At 41.7% G+C, this 19842-nt stretch carries 13 protein-coding genes, 1 pseudogene and 1 riboswitch; of the genes and pseudogenes, 8 read left to right on the top strand and 6 right to left on the bottom strand.

Annotated elements, in window-relative coordinates; genetic code table 11:
• Window positions 1–195 precede the first annotated feature (195 nt).
• Window positions 196–401, top strand: a pseudogene (locus IM322_RS23665) (hypothetical protein); the annotation flags it as partial.
• Between the two features lie 284 nt (window positions 402–685).
• On the opposite strand, the gene cobI reads toward IM322_RS23665, so the two are convergent.
• The 3 genes from cobI to cobG are packed head-to-tail and all read right to left on the bottom strand — an operon-like array spanning window position 686 to window position 3439.
• Window positions 686–1390 (bottom strand): precorrin-2 C(20)-methyltransferase, encoded by a 705-nt coding sequence (cobI, locus tag IM322_RS08100; RefSeq protein WP_287673104.1) that lies wholly within the window; start codon window positions 1388–1390, stop codon window positions 686–688.
• Entirely contained in the window at window positions 1387–2013 is a 627-nt protein-coding gene (locus IM322_RS08095) for a precorrin-8X methylmutase (protein ID WP_287673106.1), read from the bottom strand. Before IM322_RS08095 ends, cobI begins: the two co-directional genes overlap by 4 nt.
• Before the next feature lies 1 nt (window position 2014).
• The gene (cobG, locus tag IM322_RS08090) at window positions 2015–3439 is read right to left on the bottom strand and encodes a precorrin-3B synthase (protein ID WP_287673103.1); all 1425 of its coding nucleotides are present in this window, start codon (window positions 3437–3439) and stop codon (window positions 2015–2017) included.
• A gap of 57 nt (window positions 3440–3496) precedes the next feature.
• A riboswitch (cobalamin riboswitch) is annotated at window positions 3497–3655 on the bottom strand.
• A 301-nt stretch (window positions 3656–3956) separates the two neighbouring features.
• Here cobG and IM322_RS08085 point away from each other — a divergent pair.
• The 7 genes from IM322_RS08085 to IM322_RS08055 all read left to right on the top strand — a co-directional run bounded on the left by IM322_RS08085 (window position 3957) and on the right by IM322_RS08055 (window position 15376).
• Window positions 3957–10667 carry an Ig-like domain-containing protein gene (locus IM322_RS08085; protein WP_287673102.1) on the top strand — a complete coding sequence of 2237 codons (6711 nt, stop codon included), beginning with the start codon at window positions 3957–3959 and terminating at the stop codon, window positions 10665–10667.
• A 100-nt stretch (window positions 10668–10767) separates the two neighbouring features.
• Window positions 10768–11508, top strand: a complete 741-nt coding sequence (locus IM322_RS08080) for a hypothetical protein (RefSeq protein ID WP_287673100.1) — start codon at window positions 10768–10770, stop codon at window positions 11506–11508.
• A gap of 2 nt (window positions 11509–11510) precedes the next feature.
• Window positions 11511–11930 (top strand): carboxypeptidase-like regulatory domain-containing protein, encoded by a 420-nt coding sequence (locus tag IM322_RS08075; protein WP_158200352.1) that lies wholly within the window; start codon window positions 11511–11513, stop codon window positions 11928–11930.
• A gap of 33 nt (window positions 11931–11963) precedes the next feature.
• The gene (locus tag IM322_RS08070) at window positions 11964–12407 is read left to right on the top strand and encodes a carboxypeptidase-like regulatory domain-containing protein (protein WP_287673099.1); all 444 of its coding nucleotides are present in this window, start codon (window positions 11964–11966) and stop codon (window positions 12405–12407) included.
• 291 nt (window positions 12408–12698) lie between these two features.
• Complete coding sequence (gene cbiE, locus IM322_RS08065; protein WP_287673097.1) at window positions 12699–13931, top strand: precorrin-6y C5,15-methyltransferase (decarboxylating) subunit CbiE; 1233 nt, start codon at window positions 12699–12701, stop codon at window positions 13929–13931.
• 348 nt (window positions 13932–14279) lie between these two features.
• Window positions 14280–14912 carry a Uma2 family endonuclease gene (locus IM322_RS08060; protein ID WP_287673095.1) on the top strand — a complete coding sequence of 211 codons (633 nt, stop codon included), beginning with the start codon at window positions 14280–14282 and terminating at the stop codon, window positions 14910–14912.
• 125 nt (window positions 14913–15037) lie between these two features.
• Complete coding sequence (locus tag IM322_RS08055; RefSeq protein WP_287673094.1) at window positions 15038–15376, top strand: hypothetical protein; 339 nt, start codon at window positions 15038–15040, stop codon at window positions 15374–15376.
• 255 nt (window positions 15377–15631) lie between these two features.
• On the opposite strand, the gene IM322_RS08050 is transcribed toward IM322_RS08055, so the two are convergent.
• The 3 genes from IM322_RS08050 to ppsA form a co-directional block, all read right to left on the bottom strand.
• Window positions 15632–16339 (bottom strand): hypothetical protein, encoded by a 708-nt coding sequence (locus IM322_RS08050; protein ID WP_287673092.1) that lies wholly within the window; start codon window positions 16337–16339, stop codon window positions 15632–15634.
• A 37-nt stretch (window positions 16340–16376) separates the two neighbouring features.
• Complete coding sequence (locus IM322_RS08045; RefSeq protein WP_287673091.1) at window positions 16377–17003, bottom strand: hypothetical protein; 627 nt, start codon at window positions 17001–17003, stop codon at window positions 16377–16379.
• Window positions 17004–17089: 86 nt separating this feature from the next.
• Entirely contained in the window at window positions 17090–19534 is a 2445-nt protein-coding gene (gene ppsA / locus IM322_RS08040) for a phosphoenolpyruvate synthase (RefSeq protein WP_287673090.1), read from the bottom strand.
• Window positions 19535–19842: the final 308 nt, after the last annotated feature.

The following is a 19842-nucleotide window of genomic DNA, read 5'->3' as shown; positions in this document are numbered from 1 at the left end:
GTCTGGGGATAATTTCCCCTCCGAGGGAAACTCGAAGTTTTCTGGTGAGGTTGGCAGTTGCTCAATCTTGCGATACATTAGTACTAGGTAGAGAAGATGCAAGGGTTTTAAGCGATCATAGCAGATTCAGGGGCACCTGAGCGACTCTCAATCTAGCTAAAAGCCTTTTCCAATAAAGGTTGTAGCTTCTTTCAGCAAACCCTAAATAATACCTTTCGACAAAGGATTTCTCGGCTGGTGAGAGAGAGTCTATCTTTCTCTAAAAAAATGGAGAATCACGTTGGGGAGCCCTTTGGTATTTTATCCATGACTACAATGCACAGCAAAGCAAAGGATTAAGCCGCCATCACTACTACCGAATCACCACAAAAAAAAGCAACGAAGAAAAGACATTTTCATAAAATTATACTAAATCCATTGAGTATAGGCTACATATCAGGAGAGGCACTCATGCAAGAGGCACTCATGCAAAAGGGAGAATAAATAATCAGTTTTTAATAACCAGATTTAGTATTATCTAAACCCTATAGGTTCTGTCAGGTAGGGGATAGAGGATTTAACTTAGTGTCTATAGAGTTATTGAAAAAATCGGGTCTAAAACCTCGCCTTAAGGCGAAAAGTTTTTGGAGCGGGGCATAAATCCCCGTTACAAAAACGGCCTCCTGCCTCCTGCCCCCTGCCTTCGTTATTGGGGTTTAGTTTTACTAGGAATCAGAATTAATGACCAGTAGGTGACAGCCTCTGGATCGATTTCGGTAATCGGAATAATTTGCTGATTGGGTAAGGTTGCTCGTTCGATGTAGAGGGCGCGTTCTAATAATCCTAATTCATCGAGAATATTGCGAACTTTAGCGAAATGTCTGCCTAATTTAATAATCGCCGCTGCATCAATAAATACTAGGCGATCCCGCAATATTTCCGCCTCTAAAGTAGCGGGCATGATACTAAATACGTCATTTCGATAAGTAATAGGTACACCCAGCATTGCTGCACTTGCCATCACTGAAGAAATACCCGGCACGACTTCAATTGAAAAGCGATCGCACAAGCGATTAAAGATATACATAAATGTGCCATACAACATCGGATCGCCCACACATAGCACCGCCACATCTCGACCTAAGTTTAAATGTTCGGCGATATTTTCGGCGGCAATATCATAATGAGGTTGAGAACTGCGCTCGACACTAAAAGGTAAGGGCATGGGAATTTCTATCTGCTCGGGACGGATAAAATCCGACACAATTGCCCGTGCCAAAACTTTGCCACTTTCTAAGGTAGGATAAGCAATTACCGGAACAGTTGTGAGAATTCGGTGTGCTTTTAGCGTCAACAATTCGGGATCGCCAGGCCCGATTCCTAATCCATAAAGTTTGCCTAATTTATTCATAATTCGTTCTCTTTTGCTAAAGCATTGACTGCTGCTGCTGCGATTGCGCTTCCTCCCCTACGTCCGTGCAGGGTAATAAATGGCACGCCACGACTATTAGTTGCTAATTCTAATTTCGACTCTGCCGCTCCCACAAATCCCACGGGAAAGCCTAAAATCAAAGCCGGTTTATCTACATTTTGATCGAGCAATTCTAGTAGGCGAAAAAGTGCGGTTGGTGCATTACCAATGGCTACCACTGCTCCAGCTAAATGAGGTCGCCAAAGTTCTAAAGCGGCAGCGGAGCGGGTATTATTAATTTGCCCTGCTAACTCGGTCACTTCTGGATGATTGAGGGTACAAATAATCGGATTATTTTTAGGTAAACGCGCTTTGGTAATGCCATTAGCGACCATTTGAGAATCACAGAGAATTGCTGCACCCCCAGCGAGGGCATTTCGTCCGATTTTAACCGCGTCCGGTGATGCTTCTAAATCTTCTGTTATGTCTGTCATCCCGCAGGAATGAATTAGACGAACCGCCACATGAGCTAAATCATCGGGGAGATTTTGACAGTTAGTTTCAGCCCGAATAATAGCAAAAGATTTGCGGTAAATTTCCTCACCATTCTTAATGTATTCCATTCTATTCATCTAAATTTTTCGATTTTTGGGAGCTTAAAATTTGGGCTATGAGGGGGGGGATATTGGTAAATTCTCCCTCAAATATAGGTGTTTCTAAGAACTTTTGACTATCACCCACATAGACTTGATAAGCTTCTAGTATTTGGCCATTTTCCTCGATGGTAGTTCCTAAAAGGGTAATTTCGGCTGGACCCGGTTGAGCGCAGGATTTAGCACAACCCGTCAAATGAATATTAACAGGAGAATTGCAGGTTAAGCGTTCTTTCAAATAATCTGCCAAGAGAGAAGCATGAATTTGAGTTGCAGTGGCCGCCGCCGCACAGCCTGGTTTACCGCTACAGGCAACTATCCCCGCATCCCATCCAAGAGAAGCGGATAATCCTAAGGATGCCAGTTTTGGCAACAATTCTGAGACTTTTTCATCGGGAATATCGGGTAATATAACAGTCTGCCAAGGGGTTAATCGTAACTGACCACTGCCAAAAGTTTCTGATAGTGCCGCTAATCCCGATAGTTGATTAGCCGTCAATTGTCCTAATCTTAATGATAGACCAATATAAGATAATCCGGGTTGCTTTTGAGGATGAATTCCCAGATGAAAATAGGGTTGAGTAGAATGGGCAGCCTGCCGGTATTCTTGCCCTTGTATTATGCCGGTAGAAGTCCGATGTAATTGAGAGTTAACTTGTTCGAGATATTTTGCTAATCCCCAATCTTTTAGCAGGTGTTTCATCCGAGGTTTTTTACCCTTGATATTGGGGGTTTGTTGAACATAATCCACATAAACCTTTACTAGAGCTTTGACCACAGCTAAACAGTTTTCTGGCTCAATTAATAAGTCCGTGTCGTATAATTGTTTATCTCCTGCGAGTGCTAATCGAAAGCAAACAAGAGAAGTTAAATTTGTCGGATTATTGACGGCAATTGCTGACAGATGAATCTCGTTATAGCGGTGTTGCCAGGCCATAGTTGAACCGGTGCCAATTCCCACTGCACCACCGCCATCGATCCCGATACTAAATTTAGGACTTAGTTGGGCAATTGATGGATAATTTTGGATAAAATTATCTAATTCTTGGACTAATGGACGAGTATCGATCGATTCTTGGCAGTCAATTCCAGCCGTGGGACTGGACATGATATTACGCAGATGATCGATACTGGGATTATGGGCAGCTAACCCTAATTTTTGCAGGGTTTGAAATTCTTCTAAACTGGGGGATTTTTGCAGTCCGCGAATTTGCAGATTTGCCCGATTGGTAACTTGTATTGTCGTCTGCCATTGTTCGAGCCAAGTGGCGATCGCTTTTCCCTGTGGAGAATTGAGCCATCCACCGGGGGTGCGGAGACGAATTAAAAACCCATCCTGGGCAGCAGTTCCATAAAATAAACCGGGACAAGCATTTGCTTCAACTAACCAATTCACCGTTGTTTGTTCTCCATGCGACGCAGAGAAGTAGTTAGAAAATTAGTTGTCTATACTACCGATCAAAAGCTTGTAATTGGTATTCTGACTCGCAAGGAAAAAGGGAAGATGTACTCTTTTTACTTTTTACTTGATTACAGTTGCGGCACAGTACCAGAATTGCACTGGACTTTCCCAAAGACAAGTTTAAGGATTATACCACAGTTTTAGTTTTGGCGTTGCTAGATAAAAATCAGCTATAGGCTGGTTCCTCTATCCATCTGGCACAGACAACTCCTTATTGGATAAGCCTTGACCCTTAGAAGATGTACCAGACTGAGCCTGAATCCGCCGTAGTAATTACCCAATTATCTTAAGCACCACAAGCATTTCAGCTTTTTTCAGCAAGCCCTACCTACTGTGAATGTTAAAAATTTCTGTCTTTTTTGTTATAGTTTCTAACATTGCCTATAGACTCAACCCATTGACATTTCATAAACTCCAGTGTCCTTTGAGTTTCGGAAAGGAATTAAACACTATGAACTCAGTTAATCTTTTGTTTGGGAACAAGACAATCAACCAATCTGTTAGTTTTAGCCAAATTCTCTCCCAATCTCTGGAAAGCGTATCTTACTCTCTTCAGGAATTCGCTACCAGTCCAGAATTTATGGAGAAGATAAGGCTTGCCTTTGGAGACAGTTTTGTGACGGGTACTGCCCTTAACTTGGCACAAGATTGGCAAAAAGGTAGTATAACGTTCCCTTCCCTTGAGATTCTTACTGCTACGACCCTTAATGGTGCTTATGCCGGGTATGCTAGTGGGACGAATACGATTTATCTATCTGAGGAGTTTCTCAGTGAGAATCCCCTTTCAGCAATAACAAGTATTCTTCTAGAAGAATTTGGACACTCTCTTGATGTCATACTTAATAACTCAGATTCTTCAGGAGATGAAGGACAGATTTTTTCTGCGCTGGTTCAAGGATTATCTTTACCTGAATCAGAACTGCAAGCGTTAAAACAAGAGAATGATTATGCTTTTATATTAGTAGATGGTCAAGAAATTTTAATTGAACAGGGAAGTATTTCAGATAGTGGAGGCTTTGAAGGTAGTTACCAAGTGATTACCCTTGATACGAATGGTGGAGGATATGCAAGTTTTGATTACGAACATTATACCATTCCTGATAACTTCATTATTCGTTATGAAGGAAGGAATATCTTAGAAACAGGATTTGTTGGAGGAAGCAAGACGGGAACGGTTCAAATTCCTGAAGGGGATTCTGATCAGTTAGAGATCATTGTAGCAACTAATGATGAAGGAACAGCATGGAATTATACGGTTGAAACCATTGCACCGGGGTTAAATATACAAGATGCTTATGTTGCTGTAGCAGGAGGAAGTAATCAAACGGCAACCATTAAATTCCCCGTGATTCTCTCAGAAGCGGTTGATGTAGAAGTTACCGTTAACTATTTTACCCTCGTAGGAACGGCGGTAGATGGTGTAACAGGGAACGACAGAATAGATTACCGACCCATTACAGGGACATTAACCTTTGCCCCCGGAGAAACCAGTAAAGAAGTTGAAATCACAGTATTAGGAGATACCCCTGTTAATTATGGAGGCAATGCTAATTTTGAGATTTTCGCAAGGGATACAGCGTATCGAGATTGGACAAAAGGGCAAGATATTGACTTTAACGGTAGTTTATCTTATGGAGATTTAGGCTATCGAGTTGATCGATTTTTCAATGATGGCGGCACGGGGTTTCAGGCAACTGGATTAACTTCAGATGAAAATTTCTTTGTTTTAATTAGTAATCCAGTCAATAGTGATATTAGTAAAGATAGTGACCAAGAAAAAGCTCGCTTACTGACAGATTTAGAAGAATTTCTTGGCTCAGGTTTTGCCACCCAAGCAGCCTATCAAAAAGCGATAGAAACTCTTAATAATTTAGAAGCACAGGATACCTCTTGGGCGTTTGCGACGGGAACAATTTACGATGAAGGAAAAGCCCCTGTTTTGGCGATTCGGGGGACACAACCTGATCAATTAAGAACAGATGTCTGGGATGATGCTAATCCCAATGGTATTGGTTATGGTCAATTTACGGCTAATCGAGGGGGTGTTAATCAATGGCTTGAGGAAATAAGTCAGCCAGAGGATGATCTCTCGGTAAAACCCCACATTACAGGTCATAGTTTGGGTGGAGCATTAACCCAATGGGTAGCGGCAGATTATTCTTCTCAAGGTGCTTTAGGAGATATTGTTACGTTTAATGCTCCGGGTATTTCAACGAGCGCAGCTAATAGTTTCAGTGGTGCAGAAAAAGTGACTCACTATATCACTTCTATTGACATAGTGAGTATGGCAGGATTTCGTTATATTTCTGGACAATATGTTTTATCCAATCAATTGCTTGTCCCTTCCTCATTTCCCAATCCTATTGATGCTCATCTTCATCCCGTAATTATTCCTAAAGTAAAGTCCAGTGGCTTGACTAAACCAAGTGGTTTAGGAATAGATACAGTTGGTAGCACAAACACTCTCAGCAGTGCTTTTTTTACCTATTTACCAGATCCTGATTATTTTGCGATTCAGGTTATCATCGCAGGATTAGGGGCAATCACGCCTATTCCGGGGGCGACAACAACAGGGGCTTATGTAGCGAGTGTATTAACTTTTCGTGGCACTACAGAAATAAATCGTCAACTCATTGGGGCTGTCATTTACGGTATCGGCTTAGAGAACATCGAATTTGCCATAGAAAAACTAACGGCTGCTGTTAATGCTGCCAAACAATGGGGACAAGATGCTTGGAATGCCATTACAGGGTGGGGAGAAAATGCTTGGGGTGCAGTAAGTAATTGGAGAGTAACGGCTTGGAATGCCACAACCACATGGGTTAGTCAAGCTTGGGATGCCACAACTCAGTGGACGAGTGATGCTTGGAATGCTACCAAACAATGGACAAGCGATGCTTGGAATGCTACCAAAACTTGGGGTAGTGATGCTTGGGAAGCTACCAAAACTTGGGGTAGTGATGCTTGGGAAGCTACCAAAACTTGGGGTAGTGATGCTTGGGATGCCACAACAAAATGGACAAGCGATGCTTGGGAAGCTACCAAAACTTGGGGTAGTGATGCTTGGAATGCCACAACAAAATGGACAAGCGATGCCTGGAATACCACAACAAAATGGACAAGTGATGCTTGGAATGCCACAACAAAATGGGTAAGTGATCTTTGGCCTTTCTCATCTTCATCGGATTTTCTGTCTGTTACAGCCTTTAATGAGATGAATAGTGATTCCATTAATCTTCAACAGACTCTCATTAATAATCCTTGGGAAGCGATCGCTCAATGGACACCTGAAGCGTGGGAAGCAACCACTCACTGGAGTGATGCGGCATGGCAAGCGACAACAGCATGGACTCCTGAAGTGTGGCAAGCGACAACAGTATGGACTTCTGAAGTGTGGCAAGCGACAACAGCATGGACAGATGAGATATGGCAAGCCACCACTCAACTTGATAGTACAACAGGGGATGAAATCCTTTTCGGGACAATTGGCAATGACAATCTAAGTGGCAACGCGGGCAAGGATATTCTCGATGGGTTAGCAGGAAATGATGTTCTTGATGGAGGAGAAGGGAATGATATTATCAAGGGAAGTGCTGGTAATGATACCCTAACAGGGGGGACGGGTAGCGATAGTTTTGTCTTTGAGAGTCCCACAGATGGGGTAGATACCATCGAAGATTTTGACAGTAATGAGGGCGATCGCATTGTTATTTCAGCAACGGGTTTTGGCGGAGGATTAACCCCTGATGCGGTTCTCGCAGAATCTCAGTTTGTCTTAGGGACGACGGCGGTTGATAGTGATGACCGATTTATCTATGATCCAGCTACTGGAAATCTGTTCTTCGATCCTGATGGCAATGGTGCTGCACCTCAACAACAGATTGCTATTCTAACAGGCGCACCTAACTTGAGTGCAGGGGATATCTTTATTTCTGGCAATTCAACAACCCCTAGCATCAAAATTACCGCCCCATCCACTAATGTCAGTGACACCGAAGTAACCATTGAATGGAATGCCTTTGATGCTGACTCAGAAGCAACCATTAGCTTATTCTACGACACGGACAATCAAGGATTTGATGGTGTCTTGATCGCTGATGGATTAGCTGAAATCGATGGACAAGGAAGCTTTGTTTGGAATACCGAAAATATTCCCCTAAAAGATTATTTTATCTATGCTCAAATTTCTGATGAAACCCATGCTCCTGTTTTTAGCTACGCCAAAGGACAAGTTCTATTAAAACCTGTCGTAGAGGCAGATTTGTCGGTCACTAAAACCGCTAGTGTAACCTCTGTTAAATTGGGAGAAACCTTTACCTACACCATTCAAGTCACCAATAATGGCTCAGTTACGGCTCAAGGGGTAACAATCACGGAAATCTTAGCAGAACCTGTTACTTTTGTTTCTGCCAGCCTTACTCCTTCTCAACAGATCGATAATAGTTTTACTTTCGACATTGGGGATCTTTTATCAGGTGAAAGTCTAACCTTAGAAGTAACGGCGATCGCTCCTACACTGTTAACGGGAACAATCATCTCTAATACCAGTGTCTCAAGTGAAACCAATGATCCTAATCTAACCAATAATGTCGCGCTTTTAGCAACTGAAGTCACTGCAACCGCACTACCCGACTTAGTGGTAACTCGTACTGATAGTTCAGGTGAAGTTAATATTAACACTCCCTACAGTTACACTTTAACTGTCACTAACAATGGTTCTGCCACAGCCACAGGGGTTATCCTTACAGAACAATTGCCTTCGACAGTTGATGTGATCAGTTTTTCTAGTAATCTACCAGAACAGCCATCAAATTTGGTAGATATCATCAAGTTTGAACTGAATGCAGGTGATCGGGTAACTCTCGATATTGATGCGAGGACACTGGGATCATCTTTAGATTCCATCTTACGTTTGTTTGATTCAACGGGTACTCAATTAAGGGTTAGTGACGACAACCCTGCACCGAATGAACCTTTTAGTCGGGATTCTTACATCGATTTTACCGCTTCGGTTTCTGGGACTTATTACGTCGGGGTGAGTGGATATTCCAACTTCAGCTACAATCCTTTCATTGATGGCAGTGGAGCTTTAAGTTCCTCATATGGTGACTATACACTTGAAATTAAAGTAGGAAGTGGAGGTTCTACCAATCAGGTTGTTTTGAGTGAACCTAATAATATTATTTCCCAAGCAGTAGATAGTGGGTTGAGTTCAGCTAATCAGGGTATTTTCATCGGGACAGGTTCAATTCGGACTGATACCAATCCAATTACCTTTTTCAATGGAATTATTACTGCTGATGTCGGTACTCTCAGTAGTGGTGAAAGTGCAACAATCGATTTGACCCTTTCCTCGATCGCTGCTGGTAATTTCAATAGTACAACAATTGTAACCAGTAATGAGTCAGATGCGAATCCCCTCGATAACTTAATTGCTGGCACACAAGCGGTTAATTCAATTGCCCCCGCGGAGATCGATTTAGAACTGACTCAAACGGTTAATAATTCTAATCCTGCGATTGGGGATGAAATTACCTTAACCTTAACCCTTACTAATATCGGTCCTGGGGTCGCTAGTAATATTCAAGTGACCAATGTTTTGCCCTTAGACTTAGCGTTTATTTCTGTCGTTGCTGAACAGGGGACTTATGACAGCAACACAGGCATCTGGGATGTCGGTAATATGCGAGATAATCTTAGCCGTACTCTGACCCTTACTGCACAAGTAAATGGGGGTCAATCTCTTACGAATACGGCTCAAGTTACGGCAGTTTTTGAAGCAGACCTTGATTCTATTCCCAATAATAATGACCCCAATGAAGATGATCAAACTTCTGTTTTGATCGATGTTCAAAATGTCGCTCCAATCGTTCAAGGAAACAAAACCCTAACGGTTTTAGAAGATGCGTCTGCTACTTCCCTCAATATTTCTACGCCAACTGATGGGAATGGTGATAACTTAACCCTAACAGTAGAAACAATTCCAGATGGCACAAAAGGTCAAATTTTCTCAGGAAATAACTTAGTTAATACAGGGGATGTTTTAACACCACAGCAATTAACCAGTTTAGTCTTTGTTCCGATTGCTAATGCCAATGGTACGGCGGGAACGTTTAGTTATACCGTCAGTGATGGTCAAGGGGGTACAACTTCGCAAACGATTACATTAGCCATCACGTCAGTCAATGATGCGCCTGTTGCCCAAGCTGACACGGCGACTACCGCTCAAAATACGCCCCTTACCTTAGATATCCTTGCCAATGACAGTGATATTGAAGGTGACTCCCTTTCTCTGACTTCTTTTAACCAAACTTCCAGTCAGGGCGGTACAGTCAGCCGAGATGAAAACGGGACTCAAGGCGATCTCACTGATGACAAACTGCTTTATACTCCGGCAACTGGGTTTAGTGGTATTGATAGCTTTACTTATACGATTAGCGACGGTACAGATAGTGGCACGGCAACGGTAAGTATTACTGTAATCTCTACCACTAACCAACCGCCCCAAGCCGTTAATGATGGGGCAACAGGGACGCAAAATACCCTTTTAATTATTCCCGTTGCTACTCTTTTAAGTAATGATACTGACCCAGATTTGGGTGACAGTCTCAATCTTACAGGTGTTAGTAATCCCAGTAATGGCAGCGTCGAGTTGGATGGCTCAAACGTTATTTTTACGCCGTTGGCTGGCTTTATTGGTCAAGCTGGCTTTGATTACAGTATAAGCGATAGTCAAGGAGAAACTAGCACTGCCAGCGTTAATATTACTGTCGATCCCTTCTTGGGAACTTCGGGTCGAGATACAGTTACGGGAACGGATCTTGATGATATTCTCATGGGGGGTTTAGGGGCTGATAACCTTACAGGAAACCAAGGTCACGATCAATTTGTTTATCAAAGTATCCGAGATGCAGGAGATGTGATCAAAGATTTTGAAGTGGGTATAGACTATATTGTATTTACTGCCTTACTTAATAGTCTTGGATATGGAGGTTCTAATCCGATTGCGGATGGCTATCTGAAATTTGGTTCACGCGGGAACGATACTGTCATTCTTTTTGATGAAGATGGTTCAGGTTTAAGTAAGCGTGCCTTACCTTTTATTACCGTTGAAGGCGTAGCTTTAGGTGCTATGCAAAATCCCAATAACTTTATCTTCTGAATCCTAAAATCGAAGCGCAATGTCACCAGCCTACAGCCTACTTGACACGCGCTCCTAAGATTCTTACTAACAATTGTGTCATGTAATTTAGAGGAATTCTATGTCTATCAAATCTTCTTCTCTGACGTTTGGGTTCATTTTCGGCTTAAGTTCCCTTATCTTTGCTAGTCCTTCTCAAGCTGCTTTAATTAACTTTAGTAGTTGGAATCTAGCAGGGGATGTGGTCACTCCTGCTTTGGGACAGGTTGATCTCTCAACGAATGCTTTACAAAATGATGATAGTCCTAGTGCTGATAATAATTTTAATTTCTCCAATCTTCCAGCGATCAATAGCCTCACTTTAGAGTCAAATTTAGGACTTCCCTCTCAAAGTTTAGATCCAGATCCTAGCAATTTTGTATTTGCTTTTGAAGGGTCAGGATTAGAAAACTCATATACCTTTACTGAAGAAACCACATTAAGTTTTAATTGGACTTTTTTAACCAATGACGAAACTCGTGATCTCAGTGGGTTTGATTTTGATGATTATGCTTTTATTGCTCTCAATGATCAAATTAAAACTTTAGCGAGTACCAATAGTTCTATCAGTACCTTAATCCCTTCTAGCACTAATTTTAGTCGTGAAGTTTCAGGAAGTTACACACAAACCTTTAGTCCCGGAACTTACAGCATCGCTTTAGGAGTAGTTGACGTTGGCAGTTTTGACCAGACATCCGCTCTCATCATCAATAATGCCCAATTGTCAAGTCAATCTAATCAACCCATTCCTGAATCAAATTCTTTACTCAGTTTGTTAGTTCCTATCGGATTTTTTGCTGTATCATTCTTTCATCGGAGATAAACATGAACCTATTTCCTAAACAACTGACAATTACCTTATTAGCTCCATTAATATTATTAGTCAGTAGTTGTAGCTCAAAATTAATTTCTGCGCCTGGAATTAAAGGACGATTTATCGAAGAGTCAACGGGAAAACCCATTGCCGGAGCTAAGGTGAGATATACTCATATAGGCGATGGATTGACCAAAGAGAGTACCACAGATGCTGAGGGTCGCTTTATTTTTCAGCCTGAATTTACAGAGGGTTATGCAGGATATCCCACATCGCCTGTAAGTTTACAAGTCAGTCTTGAACTGCTTATAAGAGATAAGCACAACTTCTCTTCCGCCTATCATTTTGTCAAAAATACTGATGTTGAGAATGCCCTCATTGATGTGGGTGATATTCGAGTTAATCAGTTTTTTCTAACACCCTCACCCTAATAACACTTTTCTATTTGAGGTAAGCGAGGGAAAATGCTTCTGTTTATACCTCCTAAACAACTGACAATTACCCTATTAGCTCTTTTGACGTTATTGGTCAGTAGTTGTAGCTCAAAATTAATTTCTGCGCCGGGGATTAAGGGACGGTTTATCGAAGAGTCAACCGGAAAACCCATTGCCGGAGCTAAGGTGAGATATACTAATATAGGCGAGGGCTTGACCAAAGAGAGTATCACCGATGCGGATGGTCGTTTTATTTTTCAGCCTGAATTTACAGAGGGCTATGCAGGATATCCCACATCGCCTGTCGGTTTACGGGTAAGACTTCAACTAATGATAAAAGATCAGCACAACTTTTCATCTGTCTATCCTTCTGTGAAAAATTCTGCTTATCCTTCTGTGAAAAATACAGATGTTGATAATGCTATGATCGATGCTGGTGATATTAAAGTTAATCGTTTTTTTTTAAACCCCTAAGACCCCTATTTTCTTGAGGTAAAATATGTCATTAAGAATCAACCAGAAAACCAATATCAGGCTCTTCGTTACTTGGTATGATTCGATCAGGGGGCATAAATCGACTAAATCCTTATATGGCAAGAGACTCAATTGATTAGCTCGTTCTAGATAGAAAACAATTGGCAAAAATCGAAGCAATGTCTTTCTGTGTAAGGGTTTTATCCTTTATAAACCCCCTCCATTGCATAACACAAACCGAAGAACCCAAGATCATACTTTGATTCAGCAACAACCAAAAATTTTTTTTATATGGCGGATCGCAATTGTAAGTCGAAATGGCTATCGATCATAGGAATTGGTGAAGATGGCTTAGAAGGGTTAAGTTCAGTGGGGCGAAGTCTGCTTTCTTTAGCATCAGTTATTGTCGGTGGTGAACGTCATCTGGCAATGTTACCCCCAGAGGATCAACGGCAAAAACTGCTCTGGACTTCTCCCATTCAAGACTCTGTTAACGAGATTATCCGCCGTCGTGGTCAATCCGTCTGTGTTTTGGCCAGTGGTGATCCTATGTGCTACGGAATTGGTGTCACCCTCACCCGTCAGATTCCCCTGGAGGAAATGACGATTATTCCCTCTCCTTCTGCCTTCAGTCTTGCCTGTAGTCGTTTGGGTTGGTCCCTGAGTGAAGTAGAAACTTTGAGTTTGTGCGGCCGTCCTCCGGCTTTGTTAAATGGGGTGCTTTATCCCGGTGCTAAACTCCTGGTACTGAGCGCCGATGCCGAGACTCCTGTGATCGCTGCTCGGCTTCTAACCGAGGCAGGTTTTGGCGAAAGTTCCATCACGGTTTTAGAACATCTAGGGGGAACCCTAGAACGCCACGTTCAAGGTATCGCCGACGATTGGCAATTTACAGATCTGGCGGATTTAAATGTCATTGCCATTAGCTGTATCTCCTCCCATCCTCCTACCCGGGCGCCGCGCCTTCCCGGACTGCCGGATTCTGCTTACCATCATGACGGACAGTTGACAAAAAGAGAAGTTCGTGCTATCACTCTGAGTACATTGGCTCCCCTACCCGGACAATTGCTCTGGGATGTGGGAGCGGGTTGTGGTTCCATTGCCATTGAGTGGCTGCGTAGCGATCGCCGTTGCCAGGCTATTGCGATCGAACATCATCCCACCAGATTACAATACATTGCCGATAATGCCGCCGCCTTGGCAACGCCCCATCTGCAAATCGTCGCCGGAATTGCACCGAGCGCCCTGGAAGATTTACCGCCACCGGACGCTATTTTTATTGGTGGCGGTATCACCACACCCCACCTCTTGGAAACCTGTTGGTTAGCGCTGCGCCCCGGGGGTCGTCTTGTTGCCAACACTGTTACAATTGAAAGTGAATTAGTCCTCTTGCAATGGCATAGTAAATTAGGAGGGGAACTGCTGCGAATTGGCATTGAAAAAGCCGAACCGGTCGGTAAGTTTTTAGGTTGGAAAGCAATGGCCACCGTAACCCAGTGGACTGTTCTGAAACCGAGATTGTAAATCCTTAATTTTGTCCTTGATCTCTCTTGCAAAAGTTGTCAATAGAACTTTTTGCTCTAATTCCTCTTCTTCTGGACTTTGTCGATAGACTAAACCGCCACTCATCCTCTTGTCCTAATTCCAGTTGATAGTCTTATTATAATTATAGTTCCCAAAATTAGACAAAAATTTTCTAGGAACCAACGAAATTTTCAATCGTTATCATCAAAAAAATTAAATCTTTATTGTCCAATGCACAAGTTATACTATTTGTCAATATTTTTGTCCTAATTGCCACATAATACAAATGCTCGCTATAATAGAATTAAGTTGTTGACATTTTCTAGTTTTCACTTTTTACTTAGTCTTATGGTTTCGCAACTAGATAAAACTAACGTCACTGAAATCATCTACCCCGATAGCGATGGTCAACCCCTGGCCGATAATACCCTGCAATTTCGTTGGATTACGACAATTAAAACTAATTTAGACTGGCTATTTCGCGAGCAGTCTGATGTCTTTGTTGCGGGGGATTTACTCTGGTATCCTGTGGAAAATGATAATAAACTGCGTCAAGCGCCGGATATCATGGTGGTTTTTGGGAGACCAAAAGGGGAAAGGGGTTCCTATCGACAATGGTTAGAAAATAATATTAGTCCCCAGGTGGTTTTTGAAATCCTCTCTCCGGGTAATACCCTCACGGAAATGGCCAAAAAACAGCTATTTTATCAGCGTTATGGGGTTGAGGAATATTATCTTTATGATCCCCATAAAAACGATGCTAGTGGTGGGATAAGAGGCGAAAATCAGCTAGAAATTCTAGAAACTCTCGATAATTGGGTTAGTCCCCGTTTAGGAATACGTTTTCAGTTAGGAGAACCGGAAATGTTGCTTTTTTATCCCGATGGACAAGCTTTCACTAGCTATAATCAGGAAAAACAACGAGCGGAACGATTGGCAAATAAACTGCGGGAATTAGGCCTTAATCCTGACGAAATCTAAGTTTATCTCTTGACCGCAGTTTAAAGTTAATCTTTGTTAAGAGACAACTAAAAAATAGCCCTAGTGGGCTATATGTATTTTCAGTATGATGAAGTTAGTTTAGTTAAATTAGTACAAAAAAACTGATGTTTAGGGATAATAATGTAGATGAAATTACGCAAAATTTTTATAGTATTTATGGCTCTATTGAAGGGCAGTTAGTATCTATTAATATTGCCAATCGTCAAAAGATAAAGATGGGGATTCGTAGCCTAACTGATAACAAAATTATTAAATGTTTTTTTCCCGAAGAACTTTTTGAACAAGCTAGAGAAGCATTAGGAAAAAGAGTTTATGTTTTTGGGTTAATTCGGCAGTATTTGCATGGAGAAAAAATCAATATTCAAGTGCAGGAACTGAAAGTCTTTCCTGAAAAATCTGCATCTTCTTCTTTGTCTAATATTATCAATTCAATTAGAGGTTAGTTTTGAAGAAAAAGTCGATCAAAAAACCTTATTGTGATTCGGGAATATTTATCCGCTTCTTGAATGAAGAACCCCAGTATAAAGATTGGTGGCTCTCTTGGACATGGGGTGGAAAAAGCATAATTCGATACATCCTTTACTGATGTGTACCTTTTAAGTCCTTGATATACTTGGTTCTTGCGGCTCATAAGCTGGTTTTATCACCACAACCCCAAGAGAGCCAGATTGGTGATAATCTCAAAATGAGCTATTACATTATTTTTCATCAATAGCATTTATTAAACTTTCATTAATTGTTTTTAAAGAGCTTACAAAAGTTTGATTTGCCTTATCTAGTGCCTGACATAGCTCAGAGCCTGCATTATTTTGAGAGCAAAATTTCCTATCATCATCATAACTCTCCATAAATTTATCTCGGTCTGCTATTAATACATTCAGATCAGCAAGATCACTAATTAAACTGTCTAACTCTTTTGAAACTTTTTCTGAGTTAGTAGATGAATTTGAGTAATTAAATGCTTCAATCGTATTAACCAAAATCATTTTATTGCTGTTCAAGTCATAAGTGGTTAACTTTGTTAGGTGATTATATAGAGTTGAGCAAGATTCTGAACCAATTAATTTACTATCATTATTAGATTCCGAGCTTTCGCAATCCTCTCTAATTTCAGTAATTTCGGTCTTTGAATCTGCCTCCTTTACTTTTCCTGCCAACTGATATAATAAGAGGAAGTATTGAGACATTTTTTTTGTAAATTCATCACGTTGACTGGTAAGCATACTAACATCAACACGAGAGATACTTTCCTTTCTAGCTTTTTGATTTTGCTGATTTTGAATCAAGACTTGAAATGAAGCTAAAATAAGACCAGTAATTAAGGCAAAGATTAAGTTTTGCAAAACTATAATTGCAAATTCTTTACTTCTTAGCCATCTATAAACTTTGTTTTGTTTCTGTTCCATGACTAAACTCCCTTAAATTTTTTAATAAAAATAAATGCTAGTTTGGATTGCCACACTGAACTACATCCTTAGAAAATTCGGCATGAGGTCTTAGCAGTAAAGAGAAATTGGAATTATATGACCTTTCTTCAATAGAGAAACCCCAAGAGTAACCTTTACTAGGATGAAATTCCTCAGCTCTTCGATGAAACATTAGCAGTGTTCTTCCAGGTACTTGATAAGTATAAAGATTTTCACTTCCCCTTGTGATTCTTGAATTAAATGTCCTTCTTCCATCCCACTCAAGAACAACAAGAATAGATTTACGTTTTGAATAGTCTAAATGCGGACGCGGAGAGTTGATATAGTTTGTCAGAATATTATAAAAAGACTCGCTCAAGTTGACATCGCACACTCGCCCTTCTTGAAGAATGGCTGTATGTTTTGGCTGTGTTGAACGAAGTTGTGCGATGTCAATATTTTGGTTGTCCAATAGTCTTGGACAACTTTTATCTAGGGCATACCCGCCTTGACAAACTCTTCCCTCATCGACGAATATTAATGTTACTTTCATTTGTTGTAATTGTGGACGTGTATTTCGAGGCAAAGTAGAATACTGAACAAAAAAAACACTTCCAAAGCAAGTTAGTATGAAAAATAATTGTTTCCAAATAGTTTTGTTCATGATTACACAAATTTATTCTTTATGGTTCATTAATTGCATATGAAGCTAGAGAGGCTATCAACCTCCCTAACTTACCTAATTACTGATTAGCCTTTGGCTTTTTCTACCTCAGCAATCCGTAAAATGGTTTTCAGCACCGAATCAGGATTAAGACTGATAGAATCGATGCCTAATTCCACTAAAAATTGAGCGAATTCGGGGTAATCACTGGGGGCTTGACCACAGATACCGATTTTGCGATTATGGGCTTTAGCGGTTTCAATGGCCATTTTCACCATGCGTTTAACTCCCTCATTCCGTTCATCAAAAAGATGGGCAACTAGGGCAGAATCCCGATCTAATCCTAAGGTTAATTGGGTCAAATCATTAGAACCGATCGAAAATCCGTCAAACACCTGAGCAAATTGGTCAGCAAGAATTACATTACTTGGTAACTCACACATCACATAAACTTGCAAACCATTAACCCCGCGTTCGAGACCATTTTTCGCCATTTCTTCGAGGACTCTCATCCCTTCTTCGGGGGTACGACAGAAAGGAATCATCGGAATCACATTAGTTAATCCCATTTCTTCCCGTACCATTTTCAGCGCCCGACATTCCAAAGCGAAAGCTTCGCGATAATTAGGATCAGTATAACGGGAAGCACCGCGCCAACCGATCATCGGGTTTTCTTCCTTGGGTTCAAAGGGTTTGCCACCCAATAAATTAGCGTATTCATTGGATTTAAAATCGGACATCCGTACAATTACATCTTTGGGGTAAAATGCGGCTGCAATCATGGCAATCCCCCGGGCCAATTTATCGACGAAAAATTGGGGTTTATCCTCGTAGTGTTTGGTTAATTCGGCGATTTGGTCTTTTACGTCTCCTTCTTCCAATTCGTGGAATTTCAGCAAGGCACTGGGGTGGGCCTGAATATGGTTAGCGATAATAAACTCTAGACGGGCTAAACCGACCCCTTGGGCAGGAATATCGGCAAAAGCGAAGGCTTTTTCGGGATTACCGATATTCATGAGGATTTTTGTCCGAGTTTGGGGCAAATTGTCCAGGGGAGTTTCAATAATTTCAAAGGGTAGCAATCCGAGGTAAACTTTCCCTTCATCCCCTTCCGCACAGCAAACGGTGACTTCCTGACCGGTTTTAATCGTTTCCGTGGCATTATTGCAACCCACGATCGCCGGAATGCCCATTTCTCGCGCGATAATAGCGGCATGGCAAGTACGACCACCCTGATTAGTAACGATCGCGCTTGCTTGTTTCATAATCGGTTCCCAGTCGGGATCCGTGCGATTGGTGACGAGAACTTCTCCCGGTTTAAAGTTGTTGATTTTATCGACACTGAGGATGACTCTGGCTTTTCCTTGACCGATTGCCGCACCTACACTCCGTCCCACTGCTAAAACGTCACTTTTTTGCTTAATTTCGTAGGATTTAAGGATATTAGCGGCTTTTTGCGATTGTACGGTTTCTGGGCGCGCCTGAACGATAAAGAGTTCTCCCGTGATCCCATCTTTTGCCCATTCGATGTCCATGGGGGTGTAGGTTCCGCGCACTTGCGAGTAATGTTCCTCGATTTCGGTCGTCCAACGGGCTAAAGTGAGGATTTCCTGGTCATTAATGCAGAATTGATCCTGTTCTAGCTTGTTAACTCGGATATTCTTGGTTAGACGCGATCCTCCATCATCGTAGATCATCTTGATCGCTTTACTGCCGAGGCGTTTGTCGAGGATGGGTTTGTAGCCGTTTTTAAGAGTGGGTTTAAAAACTAGATATTCGTCGGGGTTAACAGCGCCTTGCACGACATTTTCCCCTAAACCGTAGGCTGCCGTGATTAAAGCGGCATTTTTGAACCCTGTTTCCGTATCGATGGAAAACATCACCCCAGAGGTGGCTAGATCTGAACGCACCATTTTTTGGACACCGACGGAAAGGGCGACGGCAAAGTGATCGAAACCGTTATGATGACGGTAGGAAATAGCGCGATCGGTGAATAAAGAGGCAAAACATTTATGGCAAGCTTCTAAAACTCCCCTCACCCCTTGGACGTTCAGATAGGTTTCCTGCTGTCCGGCAAAACTCGCTTCTGGTAAGTCTTCGGCAGTGGCGCTCGAGCGAACGGCCACATCAATGGAATGATAGAGATCATCGCCATAACGTTCACAGAGTCGGCGATAGGCAATAGCGATCGCATGACTTAAATCATCGGGGAACGGTGTATTTAAGATTAATGTGCGCGCTTGTTTACCTTTTTCTTGCAAGTTTTGGACATCGTTTTCGTCTAAATCTTGGAAAATTTGTCTTAATTGTGCGTCTAGTCCGGCTTTTTCGACAAATTGACGGTAAGCGTAAGCGGTGGTGGCGAATCCTGTGGGGACATTAATCCCTTTCGGGGTTAATTGTTGGATCATTTCGCCTAAGGAGGAGTTTTTCCCACCGACTAATCCCACATCTTTACTATCTACTTCTTCAAACCACAGAATTAATGCTTGTTCTCTAGAGGTTCTCGCAACATCTTGTAGTAGCATCATAAGTATTTTTACCTCTGTACTTTATACTTTCAGTTTAGCGAGATACCATCTTCAAAAACCCTTGAGTTTGATATTTATTTACAAAACTCTTAATAGCAAACTCAGCCACTATCACCCTATCTCTAAAGGGTTTAATTGTCTAGCTTTTTATACAAAAATTAATACATTATTCAGGGATCTCAACAGTAATTTTCCTCAATGATAGCCTTAATTAGGGTCTGCTGAAAAAGTTTTTCGGTGGGGGTTGGGGGTTGGGGGTTGGGCAGCGGAGTACGTTGAAGCGATGTATTTAATGCTGCAACAGGAGC

The organism is Microcystis sp. M109S1, assembly GCF_020247025.1.
In the GTDB taxonomy this organism is placed as follows: domain Bacteria; phylum Cyanobacteriota; class Cyanobacteriia; order Cyanobacteriales; family Microcystaceae; genus Microcystis.
The sequence above is the reverse complement of the archived record's forward strand: the minus strand, read 5'-3'. Positions and strand labels throughout refer to the sequence as shown.

Coding starts and splice junctions, on each gene's coding strand:
- IM322_RS08045 (WP_287673091.1), bottom strand. CDS start 17,003: ATGAACAAAACTATTTGGAAACAATTATTTTTCATACTAACTTGCTTT.
- IM322_RS08055 (WP_287673094.1), top strand. CDS start 15,038: ATGTTTAGGGATAATAATGTAGATGAAATTACGCAAAATTTTTATAGT.
- IM322_RS08070 (WP_287673099.1), top strand. CDS start 11,964: ATGCTTCTGTTTATACCTCCTAAACAACTGACAATTACCCTATTAGCT.
- IM322_RS08085 (WP_287673102.1), top strand. CDS start 3,957: ATGAACTCAGTTAATCTTTTGTTTGGGAACAAGACAATCAACCAATCT.
- cbiE (WP_287673097.1), top strand. CDS start 12,699: ATGGCGGATCGCAATTGTAAGTCGAAATGGCTATCGATCATAGGAATT.
- IM322_RS08050 (WP_287673092.1), bottom strand. CDS start 16,339: ATGGAACAGAAACAAAACAAAGTTTATAGATGGCTAAGAAGTAAAGAA.
- IM322_RS08075 (WP_158200352.1), top strand. CDS start 11,511: ATGAACCTATTTCCTAAACAACTGACAATTACCTTATTAGCTCCATTA.
- ppsA (WP_287673090.1), bottom strand. CDS start 19,534: ATGATGCTACTACAAGATGTTGCGAGAACCTCTAGAGAACAAGCATTA.
- IM322_RS08060 (WP_287673095.1), top strand. CDS start 14,280: ATGGTTTCGCAACTAGATAAAACTAACGTCACTGAAATCATCTACCCC.
- IM322_RS08095 (WP_287673106.1), bottom strand. CDS start 2,013: ATGGAATACATTAAGAATGGTGAGGAAATTTACCGCAAATCTTTTGCT.
- IM322_RS08080 (WP_287673100.1), top strand. CDS start 10,768: ATGTCTATCAAATCTTCTTCTCTGACGTTTGGGTTCATTTTCGGCTTA.
- cobI (WP_287673104.1), bottom strand. CDS start 1,390: ATGAATAAATTAGGCAAACTTTATGGATTAGGAATCGGGCCTGGCGAT.